The sequence below is a fragment of the Pseudomonas sp. GW456-L13 genome, from assembly GCF_017350115.1.
Taxonomy (GTDB): domain Bacteria; phylum Pseudomonadota; class Gammaproteobacteria; order Pseudomonadales; family Pseudomonadaceae; genus Aquipseudomonas; species Aquipseudomonas jessenii.
In genome coordinates this window covers 375,628-394,577 of record NZ_JACNAS010000001.1, presented here as the reverse complement: position 1 = coordinate 394,577, position 18,950 = coordinate 375,628, and the positions used below count along the sequence as shown (strand labels likewise).

The window sequence follows — 18,950 nt, the reverse complement described above, 5'->3', positions numbered from 1 at the left end:
GCCACATCCGGCTGTTGCAACCGCCAGGACAATGCCGACGCTGCCCAGTACTGCAACGGGCGCAAGGCCTGAAGAACAGCGGCATGCTCTACGGCAGCGATTTCCTCGTCGCCGATACCGTGCCGGGAAAAAGGGAGAAATGCCTGACTCTTGGGCAGCCCTGGGGCTGTAAACGTAAATAGCCTTTACATCATTGTTTTTTTACTTATTAGTTGTTTCACTTAACTGTTTTAATTCAAGGCCGTTTCGTTTGATTGACTTACCTGTATCTGATTCACGCACACCCCTCACCAATCCACTGACCCTGTATCTGGCGCGACTGGCGCCGTCCAGCCAACTGACCATGCGTTATGTGCTGCAGGATGCCGCCGACCGCTTGGGCTTCGAAGACCACGATATCGAGGAAATTCCCTGGCACAATCTGCAGCCAGAGGACGTCATTGCGTTGGTGGCCACCTTGCGTTCGGACGGCTATGCGCCGAACACGTCTTCGCTCTATGTCAACGCGGTGCGCGGGGTGATGAACGAAGCGTGGCGCATGAGCCTGATCTCTCAGGAGCATCTGTTGAAGATGCGTACGGTGAAGGGCATGGCCGGTACACGGCTGTCCCAGGGGCGCAATCTCAGGCGTACGCTGATCCAGGAATTGATGGCGGTCTGCGCTGCCGATCCGCGGCCGCAAGGCCTGCGGGATGCCGCGATCATCGGGATTTTGTACGGTTCCGGGATGCGCAAATCCGAATCGGTGAACCTGGAGCTGAACCAGGTCGATTTCACCGAGCGCAGCCTGCGGGTGACGGCCAAGGGCAACAAGCAGTTGATCAAGTACGCACCGGCCTGGGCCTTCGCCAAGCTTGAAGCCTGGCTCGAGCTGCGCCGTTCGATGCTCAAGGACGGCGAGTCGGACGACCCGTTCCTGTTCAACCGCATCCGCCGTGGCAGCCACATCACCCGGGAGCGCATCACCAAACACGCGATTTACTACATCGCCCGGCAACGGGGCGCGCAGGTCGGGGTGAAAATCATGCCCCACGACTTCCGGCGTTCATTCATCACCCGGGTGATTGAAGAGCATGACTTGTCGATTGCGCAAAAGCTGGCGCACCACAGCAATATCCAGACCACGGCCAACTACGATGTGCGCGATGACAACGAGCGGCGTCGGGCGGTGGATCGATTCGATCTGTGAACGATCACACCTCGCTCAGTACATGGGCATGGCCGATGGTCGAGACTTGAACCGAGCTGCCGGCGGGTGGTGCATACATGCCTGAACTGCGCACCAGCAGTGATCGGCCCGACTGCGCGTTGCGGGTCAATGGCTGCAGTTCCACCGTCAGCGTGCAGGTGTTGCCGCTGAAATCCCGATCGGTGACCACGGCCCGGCAACCGCTGGCTTCCGGGTCGCTGGGGAGGATGCTGGCCAGTTGCAGTTGTTCGGGGCGCAGCATGATCTGCGCCGAACTGTTGTTGCGGTGGTTGTTGACGGGGATCCGGCCCAAGTCGCAATGGGCCCAACCGGCCTCGATGCGTGCGGGCATCACCACGGCATCCCCCAGGAACAGCGCGGTTTGCTCGTCTTCGGGATAGCGGTAAAGGTCCAGCGGATGCCCTGACTGGACCAGTCGGCCATGACGCATCACCGCCAACTGGTCGGCGAACGACAGGGCTTCACTCTGGTCATGGGTGACCAGAATGGTGGTGACGCCCGCGTCCTCCAGCAGCCGTGCAACCATCTTGCGCATGGCGGCGCGCAATCCGGTGTCGAGCGCCGAGAACGGCTCGTCCAGCAGCATCAGTCGTGGCTGTTGCGCCAAGGCTCGGGCCAGGGCCACTCGTTGTTGCTGGCCGCCGGACAATTCGTGAGGCCAGCGTTCGGCCATCTTCGCGTCCAGCGCCACGCTGTCCATCAGTTCGGCAACGCGCTGCTGTTTTTCAGTGCCCTTGGTCGCCAGGCCGAAGCCGATGTTCGCTGCCACGGTCATGTGCGGGAACAGTGCGCCGTCCTGTGGCACGTAGCCGATCAGGCGTTGATGGGCCGGCACTTCGTGGGTGCCGTCGACCAGGGTCTGGCCATTGAGCGACAGGCGTCCGGAATCGGGGAACTCGAAACCGGCAATCATCCGCAGCAACGTGGTCTTGCCCGAGCCGGAGGGACCTACGATGACCGTGCGACTGCCGCTGGGCACCGAGAGGCTGACGTTGTCCAGGGCGCAATGGGCGCCATAGGACTTGTAGAGGGCATTCAATTCAAGAGTGTTCATCGGCCAGCCGTTTTTTTCGATTGGTGATAAAGAAGTCCGGTCAACGGAAGCGACAGCACAACCATCAATAAGGCGTAGGGTGCGGCGGCTGCGTAATCGATTTCGCTGGTCAAGGCCCAGAACCCGGTCGCCAGGGTGCGCGTGCCGTTCGGGGCCAGCAGCAGGGTGGCGGTCAATTCGTTGGTGATCGCCAGGAACACCAGCGCCGCGCCGGCGGCCGCCCCCGGGGCAGCAAGGCGCAAGGTGATCAGCCACAGTGCCCGGGCTGGCGAGCGGCCAAGGCTGCGAGCGATGTTTTCCAGTTCCACCGGGGCCTGGGCAATGCCCGCGCGCAGGCTCACCAGGGCACGGGGCAAGAACATCAACAGGTACGCCAGCAGCACGGTGAAGGTGGTCTGGTATATCGGCCGGGCAAAGTGGATCGTGACGGTCACCAGTGCCAGCGCCACGATAATGCCGGGCAAGGAACTGGTGATGTAGTTGCAGCTTTCCAGCACCCGTTGCAATCGACCGGGGTAGCGGATCGACAGCCAGGCAATCGGGATCGCCGCGCAGGTGGTCAGCGCCGCCCCCCCGATGCCCAGCAACAGGGTTTGCTCCAGTGCAGGCAACAATTCGGCCATGTCCCAGACTTCCACGCCTCCGGCGATGAGCCACTTGCCCAGGGTGATCAAGGGCACGCCAAGGGCCAGGGCGCAGGTCGCGATCTGCAGCGTCAGCGAGAGCAGGGTGGATACCGGTTTCAGGCGTACGACCCGTTGCTCCCGGGCGCTTCCCGAACCGACGCGGGCGTAACGCGCCGAACCCCGGGCGGCGGATTCGGCCGTCAACATCGCCAGGCAACACAGCGCCAGCACACTGGCCAGCATGTGCGCCGCTGCGCCGTTGAAGGTCGATTTGAACTGATCGAAGATCGCGGTGGTAAAGGTGTCGAAGCGGATCATGGCGTACAGGCCATATTCGGCCAGCAGGTGCAGGCCGACCAGCAAGGCGCCGCCGCAGATCGCCAGGCGCAATTGCGGCAACACAACGCGGAAAAACACTTTCCAGGGTTTGAGCCCCATGGACTCGGCGACGTCTTCGATGGCCGGATCGAGCCGGCGCAAAGTGGCCGCTACCGGCAAATACAGGAACGGGAAGTAGGCGATGACCGAGACCAGGACACCGGCAAACAAGCCGTGAATCGGAGGCACCAGGCTGACCCAGGCGTAGCTGTGAACGAACGCAGGCACTGCCAGCGGCGCGGTGGCCAGCAACGACCACCAGCGCCGCCCCGGCAGATTCGTGCGTTCCGTGAGCCACGCCAGCGTCACCCCCAGCGCGACGCACAAGGGAATCGTCAGCAGCACCAGCAGCACGGTGTTGACCAGCAGTTCACCGACCCGAGGGCGGAACACCAGGGTCACAACGGTTGACCAGCCGGTTTGCAGGGACACACCAATAACGTAGGCGATCGGTAGCAGTGCCAGTAATGAAACCAGCACCGACAAACCGATCACCCATACACCGCCACGCCCCGCAAAGACTCCGCGGGAGCGTCGACGCAAATGTGCGGGTGTCGCCTCAGCGACCTCCGCAGGCAGGGTTTCTGGCATCAATTAGAGCAGTCCGGCCTGTGTCATCAGCTCCACGGCTTTTTTACTGTCGAGTTTTGACGCATCGACAGTCGGCGCATCGAGTTGATTCAGAGGCACCAGTTTAGGGTTGGATTCAGCGCCTTTACCCACGGCGTATTCAAACGACTTGCCGTTCTTCAGGACAGCCTGGCCATCCTTGCCGGTAATGTACTTGAGGAACGCCTGGGCTTGGTCCTGGTGCTTACTGGAAGCGAGGACGCCGCCGCCGGAGATGCTAACAAAAGCGCCCGGGTCTTTGTGCCTGAAATAGTGCAGGGCGGTGTTCTTGCTGTTTTCGCCGGTCTTGGACTGATCCACCAGGCTGTAATAGTGGTAAATCACGCCGCTGTCGATCTGCCCGGCATTCACGGCCTTGAGTACCGAGCTGTTGCCACGGTAGTTGGCATAGTTGGTTTTCATCGCCTTGAGCCAATCCAGCGTGGCGGCTTCACCCTTTTGTTGGAGGATGGCAGCGACGATGGCCTGGAAGTCAGCACCACCGGGCGATGCACCCCAGCGACCCTTCCAGCTCGGTGAAGCCAGGTCCATGATCGATTTCGGCAGGTCGGCTTCTGGCAGTTTGCTCGGGTTGTAGACGAACACCGTGGAGCGCGCGGCGATGCCTACCCATTTGCCGTGGGCCGGACGGTAGGCGGAGTCAATCTGCTCCAGCGTGGCCTTATCGACAGGCGCAAACAGCCCGGCGTTGTCGACCAGGACCATGGCCGGGGAGTTCTCGGTCAGGAATACGTCCGCCGGCGAAGCCGCACCTTCCTGCACGATCTGGTTGCCCATTTCGGTGTCATCGCCGTTGCGCAAGGTGACGGGAATACCTGTCTCCTGGGTAAAACCCTCGACCCAGGCCTTGGTCAGGCCTGCGTGTTGCGCGTTGTACACCACGATGCCGACGGAGTCGGCTGCATAGGCCTGGCCAGCGCTCAGCAAAGCGGTGGCCAGCAGGGCCTTTTTCAAGAACGAAGGGATTTTTGGAATCATTCTGCGGGCTGCTCCTGGTACATTTTTTTGAAAGTCATGGGCATTGAAACGCCAGTTAACCAATGCGAATCATTTGCATGTTTTTGAAGTGCGGGAAATGTAGAGATCCAAATGAGAAAATAACGTCAAAAAAACCGTTAATACATGTAATTTTCATTCAGATTAGCAGCACTGTGCCCGCTGTGTTTCGACTCGTCGATCAAACGATGCCGCCGATCAGAATATGACGCTGCCCCGGCTGCCTTTTTGTCGTGTGCCTCGGCGTATTTGACGTTGCCAGTTGCTGCGGGCCGCCTGTCGCGGGGAATGACAACAGGAAACAGGAAGGACGGATTAACGGCGAACTTGTCGCCGTTGATCCTGGGGAGGAATACATTCAGGGCGCAGGGCAGGTTGCCTGTGGTCTGACGGCAGCCTGGCTGATCAGCGCGGCCAGGCGTTTGACGTTGTTTTGCTGGGCAAGCACCAGGTCATCGATGCTCGCACCCGAGGGCGTTTGCAAGGTGCTGCGGCAAATCAACCGTGCCGTGTCGCCGGTGCTGGCGCTGCGCAGGCGCCATTCCACGTCCATCAAGGCGTACTGGCCGGGCACCGAGTCGAAACGCTGCACATCGACCCGCACCGAGTGTCGGCCTTGTACAGAACTGTTGCTCAGTTGATCGACCAACGCACTGCGCAGTTCGTCCACCAGGGTTGCTCCCCACCATTGGGTTTCCAGGATCGCCAGGCCACTGTTGCCCTCGCGAATGACGATCTGCGCACGATCGACCTGGGGCGGCACGCTGATCGACTCGATCTGGATCACGCCGACGGTGGTCCTTGAGTGATTGCCCTCCTGGGCCGGGGTCAGGGTATGGAATTGAATCGGGTCGCTGCGGCAGGCGGCGAGCAGCAACATCGCGGTGACCAGGGTGAACTTCAGCGGTAAAGCCATGGGTGTTGCTCCTGTGTTCAATTGCGCGGTGGCCCTTGCAGATCCATGGGGGCGGCATTATTCGGACGACCGCGAAGCAGCGATTCCGGATGCCGTCCCAGGTAATCCGAAAGATCACGCAAGGATCTGGACGTGCGTCCCAGTTCATCCAGGGTTAGCCCCAGTTTTTCCCGTTGCGGCGAATCCTCGGCCAAGGTCGAACTGGCCGACTGCAGGGTCGAATTGGCCGTTTCCAGCGTCTTGCTGACTTCCGACAAAGTGGTTTGCACGCCAGGCAAGATCTTTCCGTTGAATTGCATCATGCCTTTGCGCAGTTCGACGAGATTGCCATCGAGATTGCCGGCAATACGCTCGATCGGCAGTTTGTTGATCTTGTCGACCATGGATTCGAGTTTTTCCTGCAATTGCTCGAGGCTGCCGGGAATGGTCGGAATCATGACCGGGCGTGCGTTTACATCGAAGGCGACCTTGTCGGTCTTGGGGTAGAAGTCCAGGGCAATGTACAACTGGCCGGTCAGGAAGTTGCCGGTGCGGGCCTGGGCACGCAGGCCGTTTTCGATAAAGGTACCGATCAAGCGTACGCCAGCGGCTTCGTTATCAGGGTCATGATTGAGCGCCTTGAGCATTTTGACATGGGCCTGGCCCAGGCGCTGCGGGTAGATCACGATACCGACGTTGACCGGAAAGGAGCGCTTTTTCTCGTCGTAATCCAGATTGACCGCCACTACCTTGCCGATTTCCACACCGAGGAACTCCACCGGGGCATCGACCTTGAGCCCGCGCAGTGCCTGGTCGAAGCGCATGGCCAGGTATTGCGGCTTGCCGTTCGGCGGGGCCAGGGCGGTTTGTTGGTCGTCGAACAATTCGTAGGCGTACTCTGCGGCAGCCGGCTTGTCGTTGGGGCTGTAGTCGGGCGCGCGGAAGGCTATGCCGCCCACCAGCAAGGAAGACAACGACTCGGTCTTGACCGCAAAGCCATTGGCGCCGACGTTCACGTCAATGCCGCTTGCGTTCCAGAAACGGGTGTTTTCGGTGACGTACTTGTCATTGGGTGCATGGATGAACAGTTCAATGTTCACGCCCTTGCCATCCGGGTCCAGCGCGTAGGCCACCACCTGGCCCACGGGGATCTTGCGGTAGTAGACCGGAGAGCCGATGTCCAGCGACCCCAGGTCCTGGGTGAACAGCGTAAAACGCTTGCCCGGTTCGCCGTAGGTGATGGGTGGCGGATTCTCCAGTCCGATGAAGTTTTTTGCCCGGCCGTTGGCCTGGCCGATATCGGCCCCGATGTAATCGCCCGACAGCAGCGTATCGATCCCCGACACACCGCCCGCGCCAATGCGCGGCCGCACGACCCAGAACTGCGAATCTTCGCGGGTAAAGCTTTCGGCCTGCTTTTCCAGTTTGATGGTGGCGTTGACGCTTTTCTGGTCACTGCTGAGCTCCACATCGGAGACATGACCAATCACGACATTGCGGTATTTGACCTCGGTCTTGTTCGCGGTCAGGCCGTTACCGGTCTTGAACGTGACAACGATGGTCGGGCCTTGCTGCAAAATGCTGTGGACCACCAGCGAAATACCCACCAGCACCGCGACGATCGGGACGATCCAGACCAGCGAAACGCTGAAACGGCGGGTCTTGATCGGCGCCTGCCCGGGGGCTTGTGGCCCGTCAGTGGCTTGTGACTTCATCATTGACCTCCTCATTGTGTGGGTTTTTCCGTTCTTTATCCCAGATCATGCGGGGATCGAAACTCATTGCCGAAAGCATGGTGAACACCACTACCAGACCAAAGAACAGAATGCCCGGGCGCGGTTCGATGTCGGCCAGGGCCTGGAATTTCACCAGCGAGGCCACCAGGGCGACCACGATCACATCGAGCATCGACCAGTAACCGATGACTTCGACGAAGCGGTACAGCGTCGACCGCTCCTTGCGTGCCCACTCGCTGTCGCGTTGCACGGTGACCAGCAGCAATGTGATGGCGACGAACTTGATTCCCGGCACCGCGATACTGGCAATGAATATGATCAGGGCGATATCCCAGGCCCCGGCTTCCCAGAACTCCAGCACGCCGCTCATGATCGTGCTGTCGGCGCCGTTGCCGACCATCTCGGTGTTCATCACCGGCAACAGGTTGGCCGGGATGTAGAACACCAGGGCCGCGATCATGTAGGCCCAGGTGCGGGCCAGAGAATTGGCTTTGCGCCGGTGCAGCGGTGCACCGCAACGCTCGCATTCGTGGGGCTCGCAAGTCATGTCGCAGGCCAGGCCGCAGGTGTGGCACAGGCACAGGTTGAGCTCGTCGGCGTAAGGAGGCGTGCTCATACAATGTCCCATAGTTCGCGAATGTCGCGCCCGGCGATGCGGATCATCATCAGGCTCAGCGCCGCCAGGGCAAACAACCCTATGCCGGGCAGCACATCGAGCAGTCCGGCGAGCTTGATCACCGCGACCATGGCGCCCAGCAGGCAGACTTCGAGCATGCTCCAGGGCCTGAGGGTTTCGAGCCAGCGCATGCAGAATTTGAATCCGGGCGAGCGTCGCCCGCCGAGTGCGAAGCCCAGCACCCAGATCAGCAGCAGCAACTGGAAAATCGGCGCGATGATCATGGCGATTGCCGCCACCATGGCGATGAAGGTGATAGGCCCCAGGCTCAGGGCCAGCACCGAGTCCCAGAGCGTTGCGCTGTTCTTCACGCCTTTGAGGTTGATGCTCATTACCGGATAGAAATTGGCGAATATCCAGAGCATCAACGCGGTGAAGGTCAACGCAAGACGCTGCTCCACAGTGAGGCCGTTATAGCGCTGAAGCACGCCGCCGCAGCGTGTACACAGGGTTTTTTGATGTTTGGCGAGCGTCACTTTTTGGTACACGCTGTCGCAGTGCTCGCAGATGATCAGCTGATCAGTAGTTGCCATGGGTCAAGCTCGACAGAAGGCAGGAAGTTCAGAGCACTCCCTCAATATAGAAGTGACTCGCAATTGAGCAAATCGAAAGTCGAAACAAGGGGATGGTAGAAGAGGGAATACGTAAAACAGTGTGGGAGCGAGCTTGCTCGCGATAGCGGTGTGCCAGACAACCCAATCATTGGATTTCAGGTCGCTATCGCGAGCAAGCTCGCTCCCACAGTGGTTAGCAGGCGCCCGGCAGGACGACGTCAGCCCAGCATTTCCCGCATCCGATACCAGAACATGCCAAGGGCCAGCAAGGGTGAACGCAGTGCGCGTCCGCCGGGGAAGGTCATGTGCGGCACGGCGCTGAACACGTCGAAGCCTTTGCTGTGGCCGGCATGGATCGCTTCGCCCAACAACTTCGCGCACCAGTGGGTCACGTTCAGGCCATGGCCTGAGTAGCCCTGGGCGTAGAACACGTTCGGGTGCTGGCTCAGGCGCCCGACCTGGGGGAAGCGGTTGGCCGAGATGCCGATCTTGCCGCCCCACTGATAGTCGATGCGCACATCGGCCAGTTGCGGGAACACCTTGAGCATCTGCGGGCGCATGTAGGCGCTGATGTCCGAAGGATCGCGCCCGGAGTAATGGCAGGCACCACCGAACAACAAGCGCCGGTCAGCCGAGAGCCGGTAGTAATCCAGGCCGACTTTCTGGTCGCACAGCGCAACATTGTGCGGGATCAGTTTTGCAGCGGCCTCTTGCGACAAGGGTTCGGTGGCGATGATGTAGCTGCCTGCCGGGAGTACTTTGCCGCTGAGCTTCGGTTCGAGCTCTTCCAGATGGGCATTGCAAGCAAGCACCAACGTGCCTGCACTCACAGTGCCACCGGCGCAGCGCACTTGCACTGTGCTGCCGTGGATCAACTCCAGCACCGGGCTCTGCTCGAAAATCCGCACCCCAAGGGACTCGGCGACTTGCGCTTCGCCAAGGACCAGGTTCAGCGGATGCAAATGCCCCGAGCCCATGTCCACCAGGCCGCCGGCGTACACACCGGAGTTCACCACCTGTTCACGGATTTGTTCTGGCGCCACCAGTCGGGTTTCAAAGGCGTAGCCGGATTCAATCAGTTGCACCTGCTCGGCCTTGAGCGCCTTGAACTGGGCCGGGGTATTGGCCAGTTCGCAGAAGCCCCAGCTCAGGTCGCAATCGATGCCGTGCTCGCGGATGCGATTGGCCACGACTTGCACCGACTCGTTCCCGGCGTGTTCCAGGTATTGCACGCCATCGGCGCCGATGTGCTTGGCGAAACCGCTGACGTCATGGCCGATACCACGAATCAGCTGGCCGCCGTTGCGCCCGCTGGCGCCCCAGCCGATCCGTCGGGCCTCCAGCAGGACTACCGAGAGCCCACGCTGGGCCAGCTCGATGGCGGTGTTGATGCCGGTGAAACCCGCGCCGACCACGCAGACATCGGCCACCAGGTCCGAGGCCAGCGCGGGGCGCTGCCTCATGCCCTTGGCGGACGCTGCGTAATAGGAGTGGGTGTGTTCCTTGGTGTACTGATTCATTTGTTGGACTTCACTTTGCTCCACGAACGGGTCATCAGGCGCATGATCGACTGCGGCGGCGTGGTGGAGATGTAGAGTTTGTCGAGGACTTCCTGGGACGGATAAACCTCGGGGTTGCTGACCAGCTCAGGGTCCATGTACTGCTTGGCGGCCGGGTTCGGGTTGGCGTAGCCGACCGACTCACTGACCTTGGCAATCACTTGCGGGTCCAGCAGGTAGTTGATGAAGGCATGAGCTTCCTTCGGATTGCTGGCGTCGGCGGGGATGGCCAGCAGGTCGAACCACAGGTTGGCGCCTTCCTTGGGAATGGCGTAGGCGATGTTCACACCGTTGCCGGCTTCCTTGGCGCGGTTGGCGGCCTGGAACACATCACCCGAGTATCCGAACGCTACGCAGATATCGCCGTTGGCCAGGTCCGACACGTACTTGGAGGAGTGGAAGTAGGTGATGTAGGGGCGGATCTGCAGCAGCTTGGCTTCGGCCTTTTTGAAGTCCTCGGGGTTTTCGCTGCGTGGGTCCATGCCCATGTAGTTGAGCATCGCCGGGAACACTTCGTCCGCCGAGTCCATCATCGACACGCCGCAGGCGCTGAGTTTCTTGATGTTCTCCGGTTCGAACAGCACTGCCCAGGAGTCGATCTTGTCGATGCCCAGCACAGCCTTGACCTTGTCGACGTTATAGCCGATGCCGTTGGTGCCCCACAGGTACGGCACCGAGTGCGCGTTGCCCGGATCGTTTTTCTCCAGCAGCGCCAGCAATTTCGGGTCGAGGTTCTTGAAATTCGGCAGTTGCTCGCGATCGAGCTTGAGGAACGCGCCGGCCTTCACCTGGCGGGCGAGGAAGTGGTTGGACGGCACCACCACGTCATACCCGGTACGACCGGCAAGCAGTTTGCCTTCCAGGGTTTCGTTGGAATCGAATACGTCGTAGATCACCTTGATCCCGGTCTTGGCCTGAAAGTCGGCGAGGGTGGTTTCGCCGATGTAGTCGGTCCAGTTGTAGACGCTGACCTGTGGCTGGGCCTGGGCAACGGCGCTGAACAAGACCGCGAGTGCGGCCGGGACCATGGATTTCAATAAGCGCATATCGATACCTTCTTGGAATTATTGGATTCTTCAGGTGATCACCTACCTGTGGGAGCGAGCTTGCTCGCGATGGCGGCCTGTCAGTCAACGAAGATATTGGATTCACTGGCCTCATCGCGAGCAAGCTCGCTCCCACAAGGGATGTGTGATCCCATGCGAGAGCGGGTTATTTAGACACTGAGCATCAGGAACTCACGCTCCCAGGAGCTGATCACCCGTTTGAAGTTCTCGTGCTCGGCGCGCTTGACCGCGACATAGCCCCGCACGAACTTGCTGCCCAGGTAACGGCCAATGGTGACGCACTCTTCCATCTGGGTCAGGGCGTCCTCGATGGTGATCGGCAGGCGCAGGTTGCGACGCTCATAGGCGCGGCCCTGTACTGCAGCGCTTGGCTCGATGCGTTCGACCATGCCCAGGTAACCACACAGCAGGCTGGCGGCGATGGCCAGGTACGGGTTGGCGTCAGCGCCCGGCAGACGGTTCTCGACACGCATGGCGTCGGGGCTGGAGGTCGGCACGCGCAGGCCGACGGTGCGGTTTTCTTCGCCCCACTCGACGTTCACCGGTGCTGAGGTGTCCGGCAGGAAGCGGCGGAACGAGTTGACGTTCGGCGCGAACATCGGCAGCACTTTCGGGATGTACTTCTGCAGGCCGCCAATGTGATGCAGGAACAGTTCGCTCATGTTGCCATCGGCATCGGCGAAGATCGGTTGGCCGGTGGCAATGTCCACCACGCTCTGGTGAAGGTGCATGGCGCTGCCGGGCTCGTCGCCGACCGGCTTGGCCATGAAGGTTGCCGCCACGTTGTGCTTGAGCGCCGCTTCACGCATGGTGCGCTTGAACACGGTGATCTGGTCGGCCAGGTCCAGGGCGTTGCCATGACGGAAGTTGATTTCCATCTGCGCCGGGCCGTCTTCGTGGATCAGCGTGTCGAGGTCCAGGCCTTGCAGTTCGCACCAGTCGTAGACGTCTTCGAACAGCGGGTCGAATTCGTTGGCCGCGTCGATGGAGAACGACTGACGACCGCTTTCGGCACGGCCCGAACGGCCCATCGGCGCCTTGAGCGGCAGGTCCGGGTCTTCGCAGCGCTGGGTCAGGTAGAACTCCATTTCCGGCGCGACAATCGGCCGCCAGCCTTTATCGGTGTACAACTGCAGGACTTTCTTCAACACATTGCGCGGCGACAGTTCGATCGGGTTGCCGAACTTGTCGAAGGTGTCGTGGATCACGATGGCGGTCGGCTCGATGGCCCATGGCACCACGTAGACGGCGTCGGCGTCCGGCTTGCAGACCATGTCGATATCCGCCGGGTCGAGCAGGTCGTAGTAGATGTCGTCGTCGACAAAGTCCCCGGTTACCGTTTGCAGAAGGACACTTTCCGGCAGGCGCATGCCTCGCTCATGCAGGAACTTGTTGGTCGGTGCAATTTTGCCGCGTGCAATGCCGGTCAGATCGCTGACGACGCACTCGACTTCGGTAATCTTGTGATCTTTCAGCCAAGTGAACAGCTGATCGAAAGGGACATTCATAAAGACCTCGTTATTGGTTTTATTAACGCCAGGAGAGACCGGTTTCATCCGCCAGACACTTCCCCTGTAGCGCGTTGACGACTATCTTGTGCGAGCCTTGCGGTTCCATCTATCCACTTTAAGCAGCACAAAACGCACCAAAAGAGTGCGTAAGGTCGCCCCATGACAGGTTCCAGTTCCCTCCAGGTCCAAGCGTTCAACACCGCCGATGTCGCCGAGCAAATCCGCGCCACGCCGGGCTGGGTGCAGCAATACCAGCAGATGTCGCCGGGGCACTTCGCGGGTAGGGTGCGTTATCTGGATCTGCAGGGCGTGGAGATTTACGAAGAGTCGATGAACACCCGGGTCGAGCAGAATTTCAGCGCGCCCCAGGGTTCGTTATCGTTCTGTTTCGATCGCGGTGACAACGCGCTGTACGTGTTGAATGGCGAAAGCCGCAACATCTGGATCACCCCGGAGAACTACCAGGAAATCGCCGTGGTGTTCGGGCCGGAGTTTGTAAAGCGCCACAGCCTGGACATCGCCAGGCTTGAAGGGTTGTTCATGGCACCGCTCAACGCCCAGCAGAACGCGCTGTTTTGCCGTTGGCTCAGCGGAACCTTGACGCGGCTGTCGCAGACCTTCGATCCACCGAGCCGCGAAGCGCTGACCCAGCAACTGCTGGAAGATTGCCTGTTCATCCTCGACAACGCGTGTGTCGGCCTCGACCAGGGCGCCTTGCAGCGTCGGGCCGGGGAGCGCTCGATCATGAAACGGGTAGGGGAATGGGCCGCTGACACCCCGGAAGAACATCTCAATCTGCTGGAATTGTCCCAGATCGCGGGGTTTTCACTGCGTCAGTTGCAGCATGCGTTCAAGACCTACACCGGCATGTCGCCGACCCAGTGGCTGCGCCTGCGCCGACTCAACAGTGCCCACCGCGAATTGCTGAGTCGCACGCCGACGCAAACCACCGTGGCTGAAGTGGCGATGCGTTGGTCGTTCTGGCATCTGGGGCGGTTTTCCAGCAGCTATCGTGCGCTGTTCAAGGAATTGCCGAGCGACACCCTCAAGCGTGCGAGTGTCACGCCGTCCCCTGGTCGCGGCCGACGTTAGAACGTCGGCGGTGTAATTACCCAGATCACCACCGCATCGACATCGCCGGGGTTGCCATAGCGGTGCGGTTCCTGGCTGGAAAAGCTGAAGCTGTCGCCTTCATTGAGCTGGAAATGGCGCTCGCCCACCCACAACTCGAAACTCCCCGAGAGCAAGTAGCCGGCTTCTTCACCGTCGTGGCTGTAGCTTTGCTGGCTGTAGGTGCCGGGCGGGAAACGCGAGTGGAGCATTTCCAGTTGGCGGTTGGCTTGCGGTGTCAGCAACTGGTCGACGATGCCGTCTTCGTAATGCACGTTCAGGCGGCTGTTCTTGCGCACCACGATGCCATCGTCTTCGGGTGCGGTGACCGCTTCACTGGCGAAGAACCACTGGATGGTGACGCCGAGGCTGCGGGCAATGTTGAACAGCGCCGGAATCGAAGGGTAGGCGAGGTTGCGTTCCAGCTGGCTGATGTAGCCGGCGGTGAGTTCGCTCTGTTGCGCCAGTTCCGTCAGGGTCATGCCCCGACGCTTGCGCAGGCCGCGAATGCGCGTGCCGAGAAAGTGCGGTTCGGCGCTGCCGGGTGCGGGCTGTGTGGTGCTGCTGTTGCTCATGGTCAAATCCGAACCGGGAGGAGTGGCGCAAATCCCTTGTAGGAGCGAGCTTGCTCGCGATGGTCGCCAACGATAACGCTGGAAGCCTGACACCCAGCGGTGTTCTCGGGTTCATCGCGAGCAGAGCTCGCTCCTACAGGGTTGGTGTTAGCCGTCTAAGCCCCGGAGTATAAACAGCCTTAAAGCTCCCACGCGACTTTAAGGCCTTCATAAATTGCTTCTTCGGCGGTGCGCGGCGCCAGGCAGTCACCGATCCGGCGAAACTCCACCAGCCCTTGCAACTCCGCACCCAGGGTATCGACCGGCTGATGCCCCTGGCACAGCACCAGCGTGTCGATGTTCTCCATCAGCATCGGTTCGCCACTGGCGGTGTGTTGCAGGTAAACCGTGTTGTCATCGCAGCCATACAACCGCGCATATGGCGTGATCGGCACGCCCAGTTTATGCAGCTCGCCGGCCAGTTGATCGCGCACGTACAGCGGCAGGTTTTCCCCGCAATGGGTGCCGTTGACCGCCAGTTGTACCTGGTGCCCGGCGCGAACCAGGCGTTCGGCGATGCCGGGGCCGATCCAGTCGCAGCGCCAGTCGACCACCACCACCGAACGGCCGATCCGTACTTCATCGCGCAATACCTGCCAGGCGTCCACCACCTGCAACTCACCACCGCGCTCGAAGGGCGGCCAGTAGGGCTCGGCACCGGTAGCGACGATCACCATGTCCGGTTTTTCCTGCTCCACCAGTGCCCGGTCGACTCGGGTATTGCGCACTACGCGCACGCCGGCCAGTTCCATTTCCCGCTGCAGGTTGGTGCTGGCACCGCCGAATTCGCTGCGCCGTGGCAGCAATTGCGCGAGCAGCACCTGACCGCCCAGTTGCGAACTGGCTTCGTACAACGTCACCTCATGCCCGCGCTGGGCCGCGACGGTGGCGGCTTTCATCCCGGCCGGGCCACCGCCGGCGATCATGATGCGTTTGCGCTGTGGCGCTTGTCGCCGTTCGCCGAAGATCAGTTCGCGTCCGGTTTCCGGGTGCTGGATACAGGAAATCGGCAAGCCCTTGTGGAAGTGGCCGATGCACGCCTGATTGCAGGCAATGCACGCCCGCACGTCTTCGACGCGGCCGGTGTCGGTCTTGTTGGGCATTTGCGGATCGCAGATCAGTGCCCGGGTCATGCCGCACACATCGGCCTGGCCACGAGCCAGGATCAGCTCGGCTTCCTGGGGCTGGTTGATGCGCCCGGTGACGAACAACGGAATGTTCAAACTGGCCTTGAACGTCCCGGCTTCCTTGGCCAGGTACGCGGCTTCGATCGCCATGGGCGGCACGATATGCACCGCGCCGCCAAGGGAAGCCGAGGTGCCGGCGACGATATGCACGTAATCAAGCTGCGCTTGCAGTGACTGCACGGCGGCCAGGGATTCGTCCTCGGTCAGGCCTTCCGGGTCGCGCTCGTCGGCGGAAATGCGCAGGCCGATGATGAACTGCTGGTCGGTTGCCGCGCGCACGGCGGCGATGACCTCGCGTAGAAAACGCAAACGCTGGTCCAGCTCACCGTTGTAGCCATCGGTACGCCGGTTGACCCGCGGATTGATGAACTGTGCCGGCAGGTAACCGTGGCTGGCCACGACCTCGACGCCATCAATGCCTGCCTGATGCAGGCGGCGGGCGGCAGCGGCATAACCGGCGACGATCTCGTCGATCATTGCCTGGTCCAGCGCGCGGGGCATCACCCGGAAACGTTCGTTGGGCACTGACGATGCGGAGTAGGCCACCGCCAGCAGGCCATCGCTGGACTCCATGATCTCCCGCCCCGGATGGAACACCTGGGACAACACCAGAGTGCCGTGGGCATGGCAGGTTTGCGCCAGTTTGCGGTAGCCCTCGATGCACGCATCGTCGGTGGCCATCAGCACGTGGGAGGTGTAGCGCGCACTGTCATGCACCCCGGCCACTTGCAGCACGATCAGCCCGGCTCCGCCTTCGGCACGCGCCCGGTGATAGGCGATCAATTGTTCATTGACCAGGTTGTCTGTGGGCATCGAGGTGTCGTGTCCGCTGGACATGATGCGATTCTTCAGGCGCTTGCCACGGATCTCCAGGGGTTCGAACAGGTGCGCGAAGGCGGGTGTCGAGGTCGTCATGTGGCGGGTACTCCTGGCAGGCTACCTCTGTAGGAGCGAGCTTGCTCGCGATGGACGTTAACGATAACGCGTGTTGTCTGGATGAACGCGTCGCCCTCAGGTCCATCGCGAGCAAGCTCGCTCCTACAGAGGCATAAGGTTTTCGGTGTTGTTATTTTTATCTATAGAAATTTACCTTCAGTAAAAAATCAACTTGTTTTTTTACTATGCCTTGCAGTAGTTTCGTCTCGAGCCCGCTCCAGGGCCAAACCTCACAACAATAAAAAAGGGCTGCGCGGGCCTTGGGTCCCGTGGCACCTGCAAGAGGAACCACTGATGAAATCGCACACGCTAAAGCACGGTTTTTATCCCTTGGTGTTGTCCGTGGCCATGGGCCTGGGCAGCGCTCAGGCAGCATCGGACATGGTGGTGGTCGGATACGGCGGAGCCGGACAAAAAGCCCAGGACGTGGCGTTCTTTCAACCCTTCGCCGCCGTGGATCAAAGCAAAGTGATCCAGAGCGAATACAACGGCGAAATGGCCAAAATAAAAGTGATGGTCGATACCGGCAACGTCGACTGGGACGTAGTGCAGATCGAAGGCCCGGACCTGATGCGCGGTTGCGAGGAAGGCATGTACGAGCGCCTGGACTGGACCCGTCTGGGCCATGCCGACCAGTTGATCCCCGAAGCGGCACAGGAATGCGGCTCCGCTGCGCTGGTGTGGAGCGTGGCCATTGCCTACGACACCGACAAACTGGCCCAGGCCCCAACCTCATGGGCAGACTTTTGGGACGTGAAGAAAACCCCCGGCAAGCGTGGGCTGCGTAAACGCGCGGTGTACAACCTGGAATTCGCCTTGCTGGCGGACGGGGTCAAGACCGAAGACGTCTACAAGGTACTCAGCACCCCGCAGGGCGTGGACCGGGCATTCGCCAAACTCACTGAACTCAAGCCTTACATCCAGTGGTGGGAGGCGGGCGCGCAACCGCCGCAATGGCTGACCGCCGGCGATGTGGTAATGACCTCGACCTACAGCGGGCGCATCGCCGACGCCGCGCAGAAAGGCAGCCACCTGGGTCTGGTCTGGCCCGGCAGCCTGTACGGCATGGATTACTGGGCGATCATCAAAGGGTCCAAACATGTGGATCAGGCCAAGCGATTCATTGCCTTCGCCAATCAACCGGACGCCCAGGTCAACTACGTGCAACAGATCCCCTACGGCCCGACCAACACCCAGGCCGCCGCACGGCTGGACGACAAACTGGCGCAATGGGTGCCCACCGCGCCGCAGAACCTCAAGGGCGCACTGTCGATGAACGTCGGTTTCTGGGTCGATCATGGCGAAGAGCTCGAAGAGCGCTTCAACGCCTGGGCCAGCAAATAACTGCCGATGGCTGGACGTATCCGAGCGTCCAGCCTTACTGTCTGCCCCAGCCGATCAGCCTGGAGAACCACAAGAATGAACAACATCGCCACCCACCTGGCACCCGAACGCAGCGCCACCGAGCAGCGCCTGCGTGAGGAACTGGCGGCCTGTTACCGCTTGATTGCGCACTTTCGCATGACCGATTTGATCTTCACCCACATCTCGGTGCGCATTCCGGGGCCGGAGCATCACTTTCTGATCAACCCTTACGGGTTGATGTTCGATGAAATCACCGCGTCCAACCTGGTGAAGATCGACCTTGATGGCCACGCTGTGGAACCGTCGCCGTATCCGGTCAATCCGGCTGGCTTCGTGATCCACAGCGCCATCCACGGCGCCCGCGAAGACGCGCAATGCGTGCTGCACACCCACACCAAATCCGGTTGCGCGGTGGCGGCGTTGAAGTGCGGGCTGTTGCCAGTGAACCAGATTTCCATGGAGTTCTATGGCCGGGTCGCCTACCACGACTATGAAGGCGTGGCGCTGGATTTGAGCGAGCAAAAAAGGCTGGTCGCGGACCTGGGCGACAAATCGGTACTGATGCTGCGCAACCATGGTTTGCTGACCGTCGGTGAGACGGTGAGCCAGGCGTTTCTGCGCATGTACTACCTGGAAAAGGCCTGTGAGATCCAGTTGGCCGCCCAGGCCGCCGGTGAAGTTGTACTGCCGTCGGACGAGGTCTGCGCGCATACCGAACGGCAGTTCAATGATCCGGGGCGGCCGTTGGAGGAGGGGGAGCTGAGTGATCCGGATGCCATGCAACTGGCATGGGCGGCGTTGTTGAGAATGCTGGGTCGAGTGGCGCCGGGTTATCGCGACTGATCC

Annotated in this window: 16 protein-coding genes; 4 read left to right on the top strand and 12 right to left on the bottom strand. The window is 60.8% G+C overall.

Annotated features, from left to right (window positions below; all coding sequences use genetic code 11):
• The first annotated feature begins 250 nt into the window (after window positions 1-250).
• Window positions 251-1,189 carry a tyrosine recombinase XerC gene (xerC, locus tag J4D25_RS01745; protein ID WP_057714942.1) on the top strand — a complete coding sequence of 313 codons (939 nt, stop codon included), beginning with the start codon at window positions 251-253 and terminating at the stop codon, window positions 1,187-1,189.
• 4 nt (window positions 1,190-1,193) lie between these two features.
• Here xerC and J4D25_RS01740 read toward each other — a convergent pair whose 3' ends face one another.
• The 10 genes from J4D25_RS01740 to J4D25_RS01695 form a co-directional block, all read right to left on the bottom strand.
• Window positions 1,194-2,264 carry an ABC transporter ATP-binding protein gene (locus J4D25_RS01740; protein ID WP_057714941.1) on the bottom strand — a complete coding sequence of 357 codons (1,071 nt, stop codon included), beginning with the start codon at window positions 2,262-2,264 and terminating at the stop codon, window positions 1,194-1,196.
• On the bottom strand, window positions 2,261-3,859 hold the full coding sequence (locus J4D25_RS01735; RefSeq protein WP_057714940.1) for an iron ABC transporter permease: 1,599 nt from the start codon (window positions 3,857-3,859) through the stop codon (window positions 2,261-2,263). Before J4D25_RS01735 ends, J4D25_RS01740 begins: the two co-directional genes overlap by 4 nt.
• 3 nt (window positions 3,860-3,862) lie before the next feature.
• On the bottom strand, window positions 3,863-4,876 hold the full coding sequence (locus J4D25_RS01730) for an iron ABC transporter substrate-binding protein (protein ID WP_057714939.1): 1,014 nt from the start codon (window positions 4,874-4,876) through the stop codon (window positions 3,863-3,865).
• Window positions 4,877-5,252: 376 nt separating this feature from the next.
• Entirely contained in the window at window positions 5,253-5,810 is a 558-nt protein-coding gene (locus tag J4D25_RS01725) for a membrane integrity-associated transporter subunit PqiC (RefSeq protein ID WP_057714938.1), read from the bottom strand.
• A 17-nt stretch (window positions 5,811-5,827) separates the two neighbouring features.
• A complete protein-coding gene (locus J4D25_RS01720) occupies window positions 5,828-7,504 on the bottom strand; it encodes an intermembrane transport protein PqiB (RefSeq protein WP_057714937.1) in 1,677 nt (558 codons plus the stop codon).
• Window positions 7,485-8,141: a paraquat-inducible protein A gene (locus J4D25_RS01715; protein ID WP_057714936.1), complete on the bottom strand. Its 657-nt coding sequence runs from the start codon at window positions 8,139-8,141 to the stop codon at window positions 7,485-7,487. The genes J4D25_RS01720 and J4D25_RS01715 overlap by 20 nt, the downstream gene beginning before the upstream one ends.
• Window positions 8,138-8,734, bottom strand: a complete 597-nt coding sequence (locus J4D25_RS01710) for a paraquat-inducible protein A (protein WP_057714935.1) — start codon at window positions 8,732-8,734, stop codon at window positions 8,138-8,140. Before J4D25_RS01710 ends, J4D25_RS01715 begins: the two co-directional genes overlap by 4 nt.
• A gap of 239 nt (window positions 8,735-8,973) precedes the next feature.
• Window positions 8,974-10,275: an FAD-binding oxidoreductase gene (locus J4D25_RS01705; RefSeq protein ID WP_057714934.1), complete on the bottom strand. Its 1,302-nt coding sequence runs from the start codon at window positions 10,273-10,275 to the stop codon at window positions 8,974-8,976.
• Window positions 10,272-11,360, bottom strand: a complete 1,089-nt coding sequence (locus J4D25_RS01700) for a polyamine ABC transporter substrate-binding protein (protein WP_057714933.1) — start codon at window positions 11,358-11,360, stop codon at window positions 10,272-10,274. Before J4D25_RS01700 ends, J4D25_RS01705 begins: the two co-directional genes overlap by 4 nt.
• Before the next feature lie 170 nt (window positions 11,361-11,530).
• Window positions 11,531-12,889, bottom strand: coding sequence for a glutamine synthetase family protein (locus tag J4D25_RS01695; RefSeq protein ID WP_057714932.1), 1,359 nt, complete (start codon window positions 12,887-12,889; stop codon window positions 11,531-11,533).
• A 162-nt stretch (window positions 12,890-13,051) separates the two neighbouring features.
• On the opposite strand from J4D25_RS01695, the gene J4D25_RS01690 reads away from it, so the two are divergent.
• On the top strand, window positions 13,052-13,984 hold the full coding sequence (locus J4D25_RS01690) for a helix-turn-helix domain-containing protein (protein WP_057714931.1): 933 nt from the start codon (window positions 13,052-13,054) through the stop codon (window positions 13,982-13,984).
• Here the strand turns inward: J4D25_RS01690 and J4D25_RS01685 are convergent.
• A complete protein-coding gene (locus tag J4D25_RS01685; RefSeq protein WP_057714930.1) occupies window positions 13,981-14,577 on the bottom strand; it encodes a cupin domain-containing protein in 597 nt (198 codons plus the stop codon). The two genes, J4D25_RS01690 and J4D25_RS01685, sit on opposite strands and share 4 nt — an antisense overlap.
• 179 nt (window positions 14,578-14,756) lie before the next feature.
• Window positions 14,757-16,718 carry an FAD-dependent oxidoreductase gene (locus tag J4D25_RS01680; protein ID WP_057714929.1) on the bottom strand — a complete coding sequence of 654 codons (1,962 nt, stop codon included), beginning with the start codon at window positions 16,716-16,718 and terminating at the stop codon, window positions 14,757-14,759.
• A 315-nt stretch (window positions 16,719-17,033) separates the two neighbouring features.
• Here J4D25_RS01680 and J4D25_RS01675 point away from each other — a divergent pair, with 315 nt between their 5' ends.
• A complete protein-coding gene (locus J4D25_RS01675; protein WP_057714928.1) occupies window positions 17,034-18,083 on the top strand; it encodes an ABC transporter substrate-binding protein in 1,050 nt (349 codons plus the stop codon).
• Between the two features lie 75 nt (window positions 18,084-18,158).
• Window positions 18,159-18,947 (top strand): class II aldolase/adducin family protein, encoded by a 789-nt coding sequence (locus J4D25_RS01670; protein WP_057714927.1) that lies wholly within the window; start codon window positions 18,159-18,161, stop codon window positions 18,945-18,947.
• Window positions 18,948-18,950: the final 3 nt, after the last annotated feature.

What these genes read in the sequence shown, in the direction of transcription:
- J4D25_RS01740 (WP_057714941.1), bottom strand. Translation starts at nt 2,264, where the DNA reads ATGAACACTCTTGAATTGAATGCCCTCTACAAGTCCTATGGCGCCCAT.
- J4D25_RS01735 (WP_057714940.1), bottom strand. Translation starts at nt 3,859, where the DNA reads ATGCCAGAAACCCTGCCTGCGGAGGTCGCTGAGGCGACACCCGCACAT.
- J4D25_RS01730 (WP_057714939.1), bottom strand. Translation starts at nt 4,876, where the DNA reads ATGATTCCAAAAATCCCTTCGTTCTTGAAAAAGGCCCTGCTGGCCACC.
- J4D25_RS01725 (WP_057714938.1), bottom strand. Translation starts at nt 5,810, where the DNA reads ATGGCTTTACCGCTGAAGTTCACCCTGGTCACCGCGATGTTGCTGCTC.
- J4D25_RS01720 (WP_057714937.1), bottom strand. Translation starts at nt 7,504, where the DNA reads ATGAAGTCACAAGCCACTGACGGGCCACAAGCCCCCGGGCAGGCGCCG.
- J4D25_RS01715 (WP_057714936.1), bottom strand. Translation starts at nt 8,141, where the DNA reads ATGAGCACGCCTCCTTACGCCGACGAGCTCAACCTGTGCCTGTGCCAC.
- J4D25_RS01710 (WP_057714935.1), bottom strand. Translation starts at nt 8,734, where the DNA reads ATGGCAACTACTGATCAGCTGATCATCTGCGAGCACTGCGACAGCGTG.
- J4D25_RS01705 (WP_057714934.1), bottom strand. Translation starts at nt 10,275, where the DNA reads ATGAATCAGTACACCAAGGAACACACCCACTCCTATTACGCAGCGTCC.
- J4D25_RS01700 (WP_057714933.1), bottom strand. Translation starts at nt 11,360, where the DNA reads ATGCGCTTATTGAAATCCATGGTCCCGGCCGCACTCGCGGTCTTGTTC.
- J4D25_RS01695 (WP_057714932.1), bottom strand. Translation starts at nt 12,889, where the DNA reads ATGAATGTCCCTTTCGATCAGCTGTTCACTTGGCTGAAAGATCACAAG.
- J4D25_RS01690 (WP_057714931.1), top strand. Translation starts at nt 13,052, where the DNA reads ATGACAGGTTCCAGTTCCCTCCAGGTCCAAGCGTTCAACACCGCCGAT.
- J4D25_RS01685 (WP_057714930.1), bottom strand. Translation starts at nt 14,577, where the DNA reads ATGAGCAACAGCAGCACCACACAGCCCGCACCCGGCAGCGCCGAACCG.
- J4D25_RS01680 (WP_057714929.1), bottom strand. Translation starts at nt 16,718, where the DNA reads ATGACGACCTCGACACCCGCCTTCGCGCACCTGTTCGAACCCCTGGAG.
- J4D25_RS01675 (WP_057714928.1), top strand. Translation starts at nt 17,034, where the DNA reads ATGAAATCGCACACGCTAAAGCACGGTTTTTATCCCTTGGTGTTGTCC.
- J4D25_RS01670 (WP_057714927.1), top strand. Translation starts at nt 18,159, where the DNA reads ATGAACAACATCGCCACCCACCTGGCACCCGAACGCAGCGCCACCGAG.